Source organism: Seonamhaeicola maritimus, assembly GCF_008056315.1.
Classification (GTDB): domain Bacteria; phylum Bacteroidota; class Bacteroidia; order Flavobacteriales; family Flavobacteriaceae; genus Seonamhaeicola; species Seonamhaeicola maritimus.
This window is the reverse complement of the sequence record NZ_VRKQ01000008.1, coordinates 73,171-87,969: the sequence shown is the minus strand read 5'-3', so window position 1 is coordinate 87,969 and position 14,799 is coordinate 73,171. Positions and strand designations below refer to the sequence as shown.

8 protein-coding genes are annotated in these 14,799 nt (G+C 36.1%); all 8 read right to left on the bottom strand.

The window, feature by feature from the left end; all coding sequences use genetic code 11:
- Nucleotides 1-23: 23 nt before the first annotated feature.
- Nucleotides 24-1,856: a sulfatase-like hydrolase/transferase gene (locus FUA22_RS00445; RefSeq protein ID WP_147765528.1), complete on the bottom strand. Its 1,833-nt coding sequence runs from the start codon at nucleotides 1,854-1,856 to the stop codon at nucleotides 24-26.
- A gap of 30 nt (nucleotides 1,857-1,886) precedes the next feature.
- Complete coding sequence (locus FUA22_RS00440) at nucleotides 1,887-4,049, bottom strand: hypothetical protein (protein WP_147765527.1); 2,163 nt, start codon at nucleotides 4,047-4,049, stop codon at nucleotides 1,887-1,889.
- A gap of 11 nt (nucleotides 4,050-4,060) precedes the next feature.
- Nucleotides 4,061-5,686, bottom strand: coding sequence for a sulfatase-like hydrolase/transferase (locus tag FUA22_RS00435; protein ID WP_147765526.1), 1,626 nt, complete (start codon nucleotides 5,684-5,686; stop codon nucleotides 4,061-4,063).
- 16 nt (nucleotides 5,687-5,702) lie between these two features.
- Nucleotides 5,703-7,202 carry a sulfatase family protein gene (locus FUA22_RS00430; protein ID WP_147765525.1) on the bottom strand — a complete coding sequence of 500 codons (1,500 nt, stop codon included), beginning with the start codon at nucleotides 7,200-7,202 and terminating at the stop codon, nucleotides 5,703-5,705.
- Nucleotides 7,203-7,229: 27 nt separating this feature from the next.
- Entirely contained in the window at nucleotides 7,230-9,824 is a 2,595-nt protein-coding gene (locus tag FUA22_RS00425; protein ID WP_170309808.1) for a VPS10 domain-containing protein, read from the bottom strand.
- 169 nt (nucleotides 9,825-9,993) lie between these two features.
- A complete protein-coding gene (locus FUA22_RS00420) occupies nucleotides 9,994-11,841 on the bottom strand; it encodes a sulfatase-like hydrolase/transferase (RefSeq protein WP_241664723.1) in 1,848 nt (615 codons plus the stop codon).
- Between the two features lie 116 nt (nucleotides 11,842-11,957).
- Nucleotides 11,958-13,424, bottom strand: coding sequence for an alpha-galactosidase (locus FUA22_RS00415; protein ID WP_147765524.1), 1,467 nt, complete (start codon nucleotides 13,422-13,424; stop codon nucleotides 11,958-11,960).
- Nucleotides 13,425-13,508: 84 nt separating this feature from the next.
- The gene (locus FUA22_RS00410; RefSeq protein ID WP_147765523.1) at nucleotides 13,509-14,786 is read right to left on the bottom strand and encodes a glycoside hydrolase family 117 protein; all 1,278 of its coding nucleotides are present in this window, start codon (nucleotides 14,784-14,786) and stop codon (nucleotides 13,509-13,511) included.
- Nucleotides 14,787-14,799: the final 13 nt, after the last annotated feature.

The window sequence follows — 14,799 nt, the reverse complement described above, 5'->3', positions numbered from 1 at the left end:
TATATTGATTTTCTTTATTCGCTTTAAAGTTTTAGCTTATAATCATGTGCTCCAGCTGCAAAATTACTTCTGTAAATTTTAGTGCCTTCTCCCCATCTTCCCCAATTAATCTCAACTCGATTATCTCCAAGAACAATATTCAATAATTTGTCCTTCATCTTTTTTGCTATTTTTTGATACTTCTTATCAAAAGCTACATTGTTAATTTCTTGCGGGTCTTTTTTAGAATCGTATAAGGCTGGATCCAGATCTTCCCATGAAGCTGATAATGCCCATTTCATATTTTCACCTTCCTTTCTTGATGGCCTCGTTTTTACAGACAACACATAATCTTTTGTTCTAATGAAGGCTCTTGGACCAATAACAGCATGTGTTTCCCCAATAATATAATCTCTTATTGGCGCTTCTTTAGAAACGGTTTTTGATAAATCTAAACCATCTAAATACTCGAATTTCTCATTAGTTAAATCAGCTCCGGCAGCACCTAAAGCAGTAGGTGCTATATCGACAAATTCAGTAAACTCCCTAACTATTTTTCCCGCAGGGAATTTCTTTTTATCAGACGAAACCACAATCATAGGGTTATGCGTATCCCATTCCCAAGGAGTGAATTTTGACGTAGCTCCGTGTTCATTTAACTTCCATCCGTGATCTCCGCATACATAAATAATCATCCATGGTTGCTTATGTTTTTCGCTATAAGCAATAAAATCATTAGCTGCTTTACCAACTAACCTATCTCCATAAGCACAAAAAGCATAATAATCTTGGATCATTTTCTGTAAGTCTTCCTCAGTCATATGATCCGTGTACTTATTATTGACTAGTCTTTTAACCTGTTCAGGTATTGCTTGTAATTCTTTATCTGTAATCTTCGGAATTTTATAAGTATGTTTTTGAAAACGCTCGCGGTAATCTGCTGGTGGCAGAACAGGTGTGTGCGGAAAATCATAGCCAATATGGGCAAATACTGGTTTTGATGGGTCAACGCCTTTAAACTTAAGTTTTCCTGCATTAAATTGTTGATTTTCATTAATCAAGTATTCATTCAAGAAATGCGTATAATAACCATCCCGTGTTTTTCCTGCCGGTTGCGGACTCACCCCGGAAATTATCATCCCTTTTGAATTAGATTCTTTTGTTCCTTTTTTATAATGTCTTATCAAATCATACTTCTCTGTAAGCTCTTTGGCAACAGTCTTATACTCTTTTCTTTGTGATATTAATTCGTCACAAACATATTCAAATTCACCTTCTGGAGTGACAAACAATTCGACTCTAGTCACTGGTGGATTAAGCAGTTTTCCATCTATTTCTTTAATGCTTCCATAGGTATAATCAGTTAACCCTTCAAAACCTAATCTTCTGAAATCAATATCGGTTTGATATACTTTATGACTTTTTGTTTTTCCATCTTCAGTCAACCCTTTAAGTCTGTAACCCAGTTTACCAACGTGAAATGTTTGATAGCCCATTGTTGCCAATTGCTCTGGTAGAGAAGGTTCCATATGTTCAGCAACATTGTTATGCCATTCAAATTCATAAATACCAGACCTAAAAGGATAACGTCCTTGATGCATAACCGCGCGAGAAGGCGCACACCCAGCCGCTTGACAATAGGTGTTTATAAATGTTGTGCCTTGAGCAGCCAGTTTATCAACCTCTGGTGATTCAATATAACCTAAACTACTCATCTCTTGACCATCAATAGCCTTGTTAAATGTTTTTACGGAGTCATATCTTTGATCATCTGTTAATATGAACAGTATGTTTGGCTGTTGTTCTTGGGCAAAAACACTCACTTTTCCAGATATCAATAAGACTATTACAAAAAGGATTATACTGTTTCGCTTCATAGTTTATGGGGTTTTCTTTATTAATAAAGTTTAAAATTTTATGGCTTCTGCTATTTCAATATCCTTCAAAACTCTTGGATAATACATTTCCCAAGAAAATTTGAAAGACCTAATATGCAGCAAAGAAACTTCTTGGTATTGCTGTGTAGATTCAACTAAATCTAACCAATGCTTTGAGGCATTCTTTAGAAAACCAATAGCTTTTTGCCTTTTCGTTTCGTTCTTAGTTTTAACGGCTTCATCCAAATAAATACCCGCCATAAGTTTATCTGCAAAATACAGGCTTAAGTTTGCCCATGCTTTTACATCATTGAGCTCTATATTAAAGTTATCTAGATTTCGTGAAGGCTTATCTTGAATTTGTTCACACAACTCCAAAATTAGCAATCCGTTTTGCTCCATTTCTTCAGCAATTTCTAATGGGGTTACTAGTTCATCTCCGATGGCTTTATTCTCTAATTTAAGGTTGTTATAATTATCAATATTAAGATAAAGTGGATCCAAGGTTTCATGAGTAATCATTTCATCAATCTGGATAAAAGCATCTTCAGCTTCTTTGTAATTTCTATAAAGTTGTTTTCCGTTAAGGAAACCCTCACTATATATGGTGAAGTCCCAAGTACCTTTGTAGTATGTTGAAAACCGTAATGGCATTTCACTTCCTAACTGTAAGGCCCTAAACAAAGACTCACCAACAGCATCGCCATACCTGTGTTTAAAATTTTGAATAAAATAATTGTCACTAGTATTCGGGTCATACATTAGGCGTCCCCACATTTGATAGAACTCCCAATCTTTTTCGTAAGCGTATTTCCAATTATAATTACTCTCAGGTCTCATTCTATATTCCTTAGCCGGAATATAGGTTTCAGAGCCAATAAAATACCCCATTGTGATATCTTGAAAATCGTTTACTTTAATATGTTCACGAATGAATTCTGTATTACCCCAATTCAACATAATAAAATCTTCATTACGCATCATCCAAGCCATTTTATAGTTTGAAGGTTTGGGATTCCAATACTGATCAGACACTTTTCCTCCATGGGTTATGGCCAAATTTGGGGTTGAATGCCCATGAGACCAATTGAACTTGAATTCCATTATAATTGGTCCTTCAGTATCTGTGTAAGATTCTATATATTCTCTAGCTATTTCAGGCTCCACTTTAAAGGGTGCTCTATGAATGAACTTTACTTTACGATTGGCATTTTTCATACCAGCCACAAAAGTATTTTTCACCCATTTCATAGCTTCTTCCATAGGCATTTTCATGCGCTCGCCTATGCTAACTCCTAAACCTGTTAAATTAGGATATTCGTTGATGGTCTGGGTAATACTTTCTCTCATATAATCTACAATGACCTGCGAGGTATCTGCCGGTGTAAAACCATAATGCCATTCCAAATCGTCTTTATAGTTAGCTACATTGTGGGTTTCGGTCAAGCCTGGTGAAGTAATAATGTTCCAATTTACAATGTAAGTTTCTATGCTGCGATCTTTAGCCATTTTAAATAGCGTACGCCAAAAGGCCTGCCAATCTTTAAACTCCTGTCCAGAAAATTGGGTTGCCTCAGGAAATTTTTCTGGTTGAATCATGAATGTGAAGGGGTGTAAATTCCAAAGCGTTAAAGCATTTAACCTTTGCTCCGCCATCATATCTAAATAGCCTTCCCAGAAAACCGTATCTTTTACTGTCTTCATGTGAAGATGAAGCGATTCACCAATCCTATAAGATGACCAAGGAAGGTTAAATTTTACAGCCCTAAATGAAAAATGCGGATTTTCTGTTTTCTCCTTAAATTTTGAATCTTCACCAAATAGCTTAAGCTGATCCTTTAACTCTAATATCCCATACATTAAACCAGCATCATCAAAAGCTACCAAATAGGTATCCTTATCTTGATTTATTATTTGAAAACCCTCCGACTTAATATCCTCTAGTTTTAATTTGAATTTCTTTATCCAAGATTTATCATGCTCTATATTTAATAATATGATTTTTGAATCTACGGTTTTAGTTTTATTAATTGCCTCCATATCGTGCTTTGAAAAACTAATTTGAGCAGCTAACTTTTCCAAAGCTAATTTGGTCACTTCAGACTCCGAGGACATATAAATACCTCTAGATTGTCCGTTCATAGTTAAACAGAAAAACCCCGCAACAATTAAAATTAAAGGTCTTAGATTCATTTTATATTGGATTAATTATTTCTAACCAAAGGCATCACTTTACCATAACCGTCTATTGGAGCATCATGGGCCGTTGCGTGATAATCAAATCTAGGGACAATATCTTGCAATTCATCGCGCTCTTTTCTATGTGCTTCTGACACCTTAGTCCAATCTTTGATTTTTGGAAAACTGATTAAGTCTGCTGGTTCTTTACTAACATCATACCAAACATTATTCCCGTCTTTCATTACTAAATCACCTCTAATTAATGTTGTTTCTTTATGATAGCCGTATATCCATTCACGGTGTTTCGGTTTATCGGTTGTTAAGAAAGGTACTAAACTTTCACCATTAACCTCATAAGATTCTGGAATGGTAACACCGCCCAAATCGGCAATGGTGGGCACTAAATCTGATATATTAGCCAACACGTTCTGTGCTCCTTTTTTTGTCAGATTCATTCCAGGAGCATAAATTATAAGTGGTACGTGCGTGCCTGTTTGAGAAATAGGACTTGACTTACCATAACCGCTAGTACCATTATCGGCACAAAAAATGAAGATAGAGTTGTTTTCAATGCCCAATTCTTTAAACTTGTTCATATACTGCCAGATTTGGTAATCCAAGTAATTTACATGCGTATGAATTCCATCTTCAGTAATCGTTCCATAGGTATTGTAAACCCCATTATCACCTGTAACCTTCGGGTTTGTGCGGGTATACTTTTTCCCGTCCCAATTAATTTTTGGTGTCCCGGGCCATTTGTTTCCAGATTCCGGATGTAAAAAATCAAAAGCATCATGCCCCAAATGACTGGTATGATACACAAAGAATGGTTGGTTTTCTTTTTGTTTCCGTTCCATGAACTCAAATATGTATTCCAATTCTACATCTGGCCCAAAGGTGTTCAATCCAAATTTCTTTTTGGAAGCTTTTGTATTTGGCCACCAAACCAATCTTTCTGAAGTATCTGGGTGATTCATTAACTGCACATGAGGCTTCCAATACCAGCCCGATTGCACATAACTTTTTTGGGTCAAAGCCTTACCCGTATCGGCATTGAATATTTTCTTTTTACCGGTCTCCTTTCTAGTTTCTAATCTGAAATCAGTAGTATGAATGGCTTTATTATATGAGCCCTCACCAGGAGTAAAACAACCTTCGTCAAAATCAAATCCTTCAATATTCATTTGGGTTTTTCCTGCCCAAAACGTTGCATAACCTCCTGCTTTAGCCACATGAGCAATTGAGTGCGGTGAGCTGTCATACAAATCCCAATGACCTTTACCATTAGGCGCCTTTCCTTTGTCTTTATTGTGCCACCATTTATGCAAATGCGCATAACGCCCAGTCATCATCATAGCTCTACTGGGTCCGCAAACTGTTGCTGCCCAAGCCGTTTTTATATAACAGCCTTCATTAGCTAATTTATCTAATACCGGAGTTTGGGCTTTATATTGCGTATCTGAAGTATTACCTCCTTTTAATTCGCCTCCTTTTGGCAAACTCCAAACAGTAGACCCATAAACAGGTAATTCTCTGGCACTAATATCATCTGCAAAAAGCAATACGATATTCGGTTGTTTTTGGGCAAACCCAAACACTGTAGATACTGCTAAAACTAATGCGATATAATATATTTTAATTGTCTTCATTTGTTTAATTAAAGTGTTATTCAATAACTAATGGTTTTTCTTTTTTGGCTTCCTTATCAAGCTTTTCTCTTAATTCTTTATAGAATTTTAACCTCGCCTTCTGATAGTTTCCTGCTTGTAAATACTTATTTGGTTCATTTTGCGCATTCCACTCATTCCAGAGTTTGGCTAGTTTTTTTCTGAGCTTCGGGTTCTTATCAATAATATTAGTACTCTCATAGGGATCATTAATCATATCTACCAGAAAGCCTCCATTTAATCCCGTTTCGTCACGTGGCAGGAAATACTTAGCTTCTGGAGTTCTTACTGCCCATTTTTTACCGCTATCCATACGCCAAAACAAGGCTTCATGTGGGACGCCTTTATTTTTACCCTCCACATAAGGGACTAAGTTTACACCTTCCAAAGGTTTCCCTGAGGTATCACCTTTTCCTAAATCGACTAAAGTTGCAGCGATATCTAATGCCGAAATTGGCAACTCATAGGTCTGCCCACTTGTAATGCCTTTGGGCCAATGGGCAATAAATGGTACGTTGTGCCCCCCTTCAAACATGCTACCTTTACCACCTCTATATGGCGTATTATCTCCCCAATCTTTAGTCTTTCTTCTAGGCTCAGATTCTTTTCTTGTTTTGTCTACTATACCTCCGTTGTCAGAAATAAAGAAAATTAAGGTGTTATCTAATTTCCCTGATTCTTCTAAGGCTTTAACCACCATACCAATACCTTGATCCATGGCATCTACCATGGCCGCATAAACTCTTCGTTGCTTATTCTTTATGTGCGCATATTTATCGATTAATTCCTTGGGAGCTTCTAATGGAGCATGCGGTGCATTATATGCCAAATACAAACAGAATGGGTCATCACTTTCTTTAACAAATTTTGCCGCATCCCTACTTAAAGCGGTAGTTAAATACTCATCAAATTCTGCAGCATTATTGTTACGTAATAAAGGCCAATAACCGCCTTCGTTTGCTGAATAATGAGGTGTCCCATTTTCTAAATACAACGGATGCGTGGTTGTTACATTCTTTGGCCAATAGGTATGTCCTCCTGATAAGAATCCGTAGAAATAGTCGAACCCTCTATTATTTGGGTGAAATAAATACGAGGCTCCTAAATGCCACTTTCCAATCATTCCTGTGCGATAGCCTGATGCTTTTAATCGCTTTGCGAAAGTGGTCTCGGTTGTTGGTAAACCATTATAAGCATCATAATAGGAATTGGTTAAATTAATTTCTAATCCAAATCTTGCTTGGTAGCGCCCTGTAATCAATCCCGCTCTTGAAGGACCACAATAAGGATGTGTAACATAACCATTTGTAAAAATCACACCTCCTTTAGCCAATTTATCTAATGCTGGAGTTTCTATTTCTTTTGAACCCGTAAAACCAACATCATTGTATCCTAAATCATCAGCAACAATAACTATGAAATTAGGTTTTTCCTGTCCAGACATTATTGAGTTAAACACTACTACCAGTAAGACTAATAATATATTTTTATTATTCATTATTTTATTTTTTTATATCTCTACTATTTATTCACAAACCGCTTTAAACCATCCGCTACCCCATCCAGCGCACCAAATGATATTTTCATTATACGGGTCAAATTTTATATCAACCATTTTATCAGGCTGACCAATTCCTTTATTGATTTTGGACCAACTTTCTCCTCCGTCTTTAGTTAAATAAATCCCAGGATTTTTAAATTGTCCGAATTTTGATGACACTTGAGCCGGTACATTTACCATAATCATTTTTGGGTTTATTGAAGAAACCTCTGTTTGCCAAACATATGGTGCTTTAAAGAATTTTTTCCAGGTGTTACCATTGTTTGTACTTTTCCAAACACCTCCTGTTTCAAGCGAACCAACTCTATATCCGGCAGACAAATACATGTCTTTAGTATTTCTATCAATAAAAAAATTGTTTACACCTTCAATTTCTGAAGGTATTTTGACTTTTTTCCAACTCTTTGCTTTATTAGTTGAAATAAACAAACCTGAAGGATCTTTAGTTCCTTTTTTATTAATACAAGCATACAAGGTTTCTGGATTATCAGGGTGCATTACAATTCTTCGAACACTTGAATTATCTGGTAACCCGTTATTTTTCAAATTCCAAGTGTAACCCCCATCTGGCGAATGATACACGCCATAATCACCTTTAGTCAATTTACCTTTACTCCCGCCCCCTACTTCTTGAATTGGGCGTCTAATAGCACAGAAATAAATATTTTCAGGATTTATAGGATCAATGGTTAAAGAGTATTGATATCCTAAATCTTCCCAAGACCCATTACTAGCTTCAAAAATTGTGGCAATATTTTCCCAAGTTTTACCTCCGTCTGTACTTCTTCTAAACTTACCACGGTGTTCTTGACGCCACATTAAAATATAAATTGTATTGGGATCTTTTGGATGCACAGCAACTGTTGATATGGAATGTGCTCCATGATTTCCACTATGATCATGTACTTGACCTTCAATTTGTTTTACTGCTACAGCATCTTTATCAGGGTAATTACCTAAATCTGCCGATTGCCATAACCCGTGCTCACCACTACAAAATAAATATCTCTTCTTTATTCCTGTTTCAAGCAACATAAAGCGCCCTGGTAAATCACTACCTCCACGACCAATCCAAGCATTACTATCAGGTGCAGTTTCAATATCATCAATTTGTTGCCAAGAAACACCTCCATCAACAGAACGTTGTGTCTGTTGACCAACACCAATAAACACTTCGCCAATTGAATTAATTGCTAACATTCTATTTCCAAATCTTATTTCGTTTAATTCTTCATAAGATCGAGCTACATGAGAAAATTCTACATTTGCATCAATAGGATTTCCTTTACTTTCCCAATAGGCTTTATCTTTTTTATTTAACCAATATTCACCAGCACGCGCAATAATCACCCACGTTATTCCACCATCTTCCGTTTTCCAAGCATCACCGGGTCCAAAACTTTTATCGTGACGTTGATTTACTACTAAATAAATTTCATCCTTATTTATTGGGTTCACCACTATTCTATTGAACCCTGAATATGTATTTTCAGGAAATTGAGGATATTGTTTTTTTGAGTTTTCACCTAGAAAATAACTCAGTGCTTTGTGATAATTACTTCTATGAGAAGCATCTTTAATTTTATTAAAGTTTACGCCTAAATTTCCAGTAATATTCTCCCAAGTTTCGCCGTTGTTAGTACTTTTATAAACCCCTCCTTTAGTTGAAATACTTTTACCTTTAGGTTCGTAAATTGTTTGTTCCACTAAAAATAAGACAAACTCTTTTGTTATTGGATTGTAATAAGAAGTGAAATCTCGTGGCAAATTATTTGGCAAACCTTTGCCACTAGACTTCCAATCTTCACCTTCATTATCGCTAACATAAACACCATAATTTGTTGCAATAAACAGTTGTTTTGGGTTATTTGGATTGAAAATAATCCTAGCAACATCTAAATTTTCAGAAATATTAGTAGCTACTTTTTTCCAAGATTTTCCGTGGTTGGTGGTTTTTAAAACATAGCCGTATTTTGCTCTAGGATGTTTCTTACCATGAATATTTTCTTTTGACCTGTGGTTAGCTTTCACATTCCAAAAATCACCAGCTCCTACAAACCACATGTCATCATTTGTAGGATGAATTGCTATTTGAGTGTGAACATTTGTTCCATATTTAGTTGCACCTGGGATGGTATAAACTAAACTCCAGGATCTTCCTCTATCATATGTTTCAAATATTTTACCTCTACGTTCTAAAGCTAGTCCAAAATCAGGATTTTGATTTGAAAAAACTACATCCAGTACACGCTCCATACATTTTCCATCACCATCATAATCCTTAAGGGAGTGCCAAGATTTTCCGTTGTTCCATGTACCATAAGACACATGCATATCGGGCCCCATAAACATCACATTAGTATCTGTTGGGTGACACCAAAACTCCTCATTATAACCAGACATTCCTGGTCCGAAGTTTTTCCATTCTATAGTAGAATCACTTTCAACCCTTTGCGTTTTAATTTTTTTAAAAAATGTGGAGCTCTTTTCCTGTGCATTTAGATTAACACTTATAAGCATTATTATTAAAAGAAAACCGATGTGTTTAATTGACGTCATTTATTAAAACTATTTTATAATAGGTGATAACAAATCTACTTCAATAACAAGCGTTCTTTAGCTACAAATGATTTTGATTAACGCAGAAATGGTTTAACTCAACTCATATTGAATACATTAACTTACAAATTCATTACACAATTATTATACAATAAATAGTAATTCAGGATTATAGCTTTGGAATAAATTTGGACGGAATCTGTAATTTCTTATCATCAGATCCTTCGGAGAAATTACTAATAGCCCATTCGTTTTTGTAATTCCAATCACAATTAATACGGCGATCGCCTAAAACAATGTTACCTAATTTGTTTCTAAACCAATCTGCCAGTTTTATATATTTAGGATCATTGGCAATATTGTTTTGCTCATTCGGATCTACACGCAAGTCGAACAAAGCCATTTCAGCATTTTCCCTTTCGGTAGTTAATGGCCATTTAATGTCTTTCAATAATTTGCCTTTTTTAGGTTTGGTGTTGTCTTTTTTACTTCGCATTGAAAATGAAAAGTCTTTACTCCTCATAAAACTAATCTCACCAACGCCATGATTAATAGCTCCAATAGCGTATTCTCTATTAATGGATTTTCCTTTTAAAACATCTCCTAAATCGTAGCCATCTAAATGATTAAAAGCTTCCTTTTTTACATCAACCCCAATGGCTTTATAAAATGTAGGAGCAAAATCAACATACTCAATAAAATCCTTAACAACCCTTCCTTCAGGAAACTTTTTCTTATCTGAAGACACCACAACTACCGCCGTACTATTTGAGGCTTTATATGGTCCGAATTTGTTGGCACCACCTTGCTCTCCTAAATGCCAGCCATGATCTCCAGCCGCCAGTAATATCAAATAGTCTTGATTATTGTCTTCACAGTACTTTTTGAAAGCTTTTATAGATTTACCAATCATGTAATCTCCAAAGGCGCAGAAAGCATAATAATCTCTTATAAATTGTTGCTTTTCTTCATATGTCATTTTATCTACTGCTGCTTTTTTATACCAAAGTTTCAGGTTATTGGGCAACTTATCCAATTCTTTACTTGAAAATTCAGGGATCCTGTACACAATATCTTTAAACTTATCCCTGAACGCTTTAGGCGGTGTTACTGGCGTGTGTGGAAAGTGATATCCTAAATTGATGAATTGAGGTTGATTGGTATCTGGACCAGCTACTTTTTTACCTTCAATGGTAGTATAAGTTTGGTTCGCATGAGACAAGTACCTTTCAAATACTTCGTGAATTCTCCCATCTTGTGTTAAAGGCCCTGGCTGCGAGCTTTCGCCACCAATGATACTGGTTTTCCCATTTAATTTGGTATAACACCTTAGAATGTCATATTTCTTATCGAAAGCAGCTTGTTTTGCTTGATCTTCTTTAGGTATTTCTCCGTTTGCTAAAGACGTAATGAATTCAGTCTTGGTTCCATCGGGGTGTGTCCAAACCTCCTTACTAGCTCCAATAGCGCCATTATTTCTCACTTTTTCACTGGTCCAATCTGAAAGCCCTGTTTTTCTAATGGTATTATCTGTTATAGACAAATCGTACACATCGGTTCTTGTATATGATGGCTTTCCAATCCATTCAAAAATATACAATCCTGATTTCCCGAAGTTGGTAGTCTTATATCCATTTCCCTTCATTACTTCGGGAATAGAACCCTTGTAATGTGAAGCACTTCTATGACTCTTTTCAAAACCATAAATACCAGAATGCCAGGGATACATACCTGTATGCATAGAACCTCTGGAAGGTGCACAACCCGGTGAATTACAATAAGCGTTAGTAAATAAAACACCTTCTTTAGCAAGTGCATCGATATTTGGTGATTCTACATAGCCTAAAGGACTTTGATTATTACCAGTAACTGCTTTGTTATAACATTCAATAGCATCGGCTCTTTGGTCATCAGTAATTATCCAAAGAATATTGGGCTTACTTTGAGCAAATAAATTTGCAAAGCTAAACAATAATGTAATTATAAAACCTAAACCAAGAATCCTTTTTTTCATCATATAAAATTATATGACACAAATCTAAAGGATAAACTTTTCTGCCTTGTTTACAAATGATTTTGATTTATAGTGAAATGGTTTTAAATTAAATAGAATTATCAACTAAACATAAACAATTACAAATAAAAATCGGATATAATATTTTTAGTGCCTTTATCGTAATTCCACAAAAAATCACCTGTTTTTTCAATGCACGTTTTCCCAAAATAATGAGGCAATACCGAAACTAAGGGATAACCCGTTTTTCCGTGGTACAAATCCATATGTTCTAGCCAGGTGGCTTCATTAATGCCGGGGGTGTTATTACCTCCAATATGGTCCAGGTTAATACCTCTGCCGGGGCATGATTTTCGGGTAACTTCGTAATGCATTTTTACACGCGATTTCCAATCGTAATCATCGTTGATCCAAATATCATTTGTTCTAATGACATCTGCATGTTTAGCAAAGAATATATCTGGGACATGGAATTCCATTTCAATGGTTTTATCAATGTCTTTCGCAGCCCTATACAATTCCTTATGGATAAATATCATATCAGATTTGGTATTATAAGACATATCTATTTTGAATTTCATGACACCCATCTTATAGAACCGATGAATGACTTCAGAAGCATATTCATAGATATCAGCTCTTGGGTTTAGCCAACGTTCAGCATTGGGTTTTGTTGCGGCGGTTGATCGCCAATCACCCAACATGTCGGGATATTTTTTAGCAATAGCACTGTTGTGATGCACTTTGGGAAAAGCAATCCAAAGTCCAGGTGTAAATCCGTTATCGGTTATCAAACCCATGGTTTTTCTGAAATCTGGAAATGTTTTAGGATCTGCATGCCAAGACCCAAAACCAGATTCAATACTACCATCTGGAAAGATACCCCAACCATGGTCTAAAGTCAATTTCCCTTTTGGGTAGCCGAATTCATTTATTTTTTCAATGTATGTCTTTATAAAGTCATGTGATAGTAGTTTAAAATGCCCCTTTCTGACTTTAGAAAGCATCTTTTGCTCCACCCAGGTGCAATACTCTACATCAGTCCAGAATTTTGGCACCTCTTTAAACGGTTCAAACCTTAAGCGGCGCATCATTACCGTGTTATAGGCTTTCCAAGCCTCATCACCCTTACCGCTTTCATCAATAAACAGTTCCTGCCCTTCAGGAACTTGAACCGTGAGCGTTTCCTTACCATCAAAACTAAACACTGAATTTTCAAATCCGTAGGAGTTCATAAAACCAACAAACTTACCATTGGTATCCATAATAATAGGCGATCCGGAAATACCCCCGCAGTTGATGGTAAAGGGATTATGCGTAAAGGCTTCGCTTCTAAAGAAGTTATGACCAGAGCCTTTTTCCTCGGGTGTATTTTGACTGTTATAAGGCACATGTAAAGGTGCTTTGACCTTAAGTTGAACCTTTTCCATTTTTCGGTGTGCCTTTATGGTTCCCGCAGTTGAATACCCATCTTCTGATGATTCAATTTTGGAAACGTTTTGAGATTGAGAATTGGTACAACCCACCACTCTGGCTGCCGCTATGCCCATACCAGCTTTTTTAATGAAATCGCGTCTATTATTCATAAGTTCTTTTTTAACAACAGCAAATTAGCTTAAAAATAGTAGGCTAAAGTTCCTATGAATATATTTTGAGTATCTATCAGTAAATTATTCTATACCGGTTAAACTTTCATTTTCTTTTTGAATACGTTCCTTTTGTTCTTTACTCAACCCTTGTCTGAAATAAACATCAGGTTTATGTTTAACTCTATGTTCTTTCATTTCAGGGTCGTGGACATCTCTACTTAAATCACAATCAAAACGAACTAGTTTAGAACAGAATTTGCCCCAGTTTCCTGTGGCATTAATAAAATGAGCCGTTCCCCAAGTAATACCCCGTCCATCGGTAGTATTTGTAAAAGCGTCTGGCACGTAAGGCGCTGCCGCATAAGGCATCAATTCTGTAATAGAAGCTATTTCAAAATTCACCCAATCTTTAGCATATTGAATGGTATTGTGCTCTGGACCATCTTTATAAACCAATGCCGCTACACCTTCTTTAAAAGGAAATAAAGACGTTTCATGACCAGAAGTAATTAATGGATTTAAAGGATGCTTTTCAAAAGGACCTAGAGGATTATCTGCAATTGCTAATCCTTGCATTCTAACCAAATCTGGTCTTTCTCCAAAGTCCGATTTATAATAAATATAAACTTTGCCATCATGAACAAGGGGGTAAGGGTCATGAATGGAATACTGGTCCCATTCGCCTTCCGCTCCGTTAGGAATTACAATTTTGTTATATGGTGTCCATGGCCCTTCTGGGAAATCGGCATAAGAGACTGCTACCGGACAATCATCACCACGTTTGCCACTGGCTTCCATAAAACCTTGGTAATACAAATAGAATTTACCTGCCCATTCTAAAATATCAGTTGTTGTAACAGAACGCCAACCAACCGTTGGTTTTTCAGGACGTTTGATAGCTACACCTTGTTCTTCCCAATTAAATCCATCGGTTGAAGTAGCATACCAAATATCTGCTAAATCCCAATCAGAAGATGGGATAGTATCATTACTTTTTGCAGCTCCCATGGGTGGTGTAGGTGTATTTCTATAGGTGTACCAGATATAATATTTCCCGTTATGAAGCAATACTTTTGAAGGGTCACGACGTGTGATGGTTCCATCATAATTGTTATAATCAAACCCCTTCATTTCAGTATATTTAAACTGAGAAAAAAGTTCATTATTCTGTGGTTGAGGCGCTGCATAATCGGTATAAATTCGCTCCATGGCAGCACTCATTTGTCTGTTCGGTTTTTCTTCTGGAAGAACAAACGGAAAGCCACCTTGGTTTTCTGGTTTTACTTCAGTCTCTTTTTTGTTTTGTTGACATGCCACGAGCATTAAAGCACCAATTATAGTTAAAAGTTTAAGTTTCATATTTTAAATTTTA

What these genes read in the sequence shown, in the direction of transcription:
- FUA22_RS00435 (WP_147765526.1), bottom strand. Translation starts at nt 5,686, where the DNA reads ATGAAGACAATTAAAATATATTATATCGCATTAGTTTTAGCAGTATCT.
- FUA22_RS00445 (WP_147765528.1), bottom strand. Translation starts at nt 1,856, where the DNA reads ATGAAGCGAAACAGTATAATCCTTTTTGTAATAGTCTTATTGATATCT.
- FUA22_RS00440 (WP_147765527.1), bottom strand. Translation starts at nt 4,049, where the DNA reads ATGAATCTAAGACCTTTAATTTTAATTGTTGCGGGGTTTTTCTGTTTA.
- FUA22_RS00410 (WP_147765523.1), bottom strand. Translation starts at nt 14,786, where the DNA reads ATGAAACTTAAACTTTTAACTATAATTGGTGCTTTAATGCTCGTGGCA.
- FUA22_RS00430 (WP_147765525.1), bottom strand. Translation starts at nt 7,202, where the DNA reads ATGAATAATAAAAATATATTATTAGTCTTACTGGTAGTAGTGTTTAAC.
- FUA22_RS00420 (WP_241664723.1), bottom strand. Translation starts at nt 11,841, where the DNA reads ATGATGAAAAAAAGGATTCTTGGTTTAGGTTTTATAATTACATTATTG.
- FUA22_RS00415 (WP_147765524.1), bottom strand. Translation starts at nt 13,424, where the DNA reads ATGAATAATAGACGCGATTTCATTAAAAAAGCTGGTATGGGCATAGCG.
- FUA22_RS00425 (WP_170309808.1), bottom strand. Translation starts at nt 9,824, where the DNA reads ATGACGTCAATTAAACACATCGGTTTTCTTTTAATAATAATGCTTATA.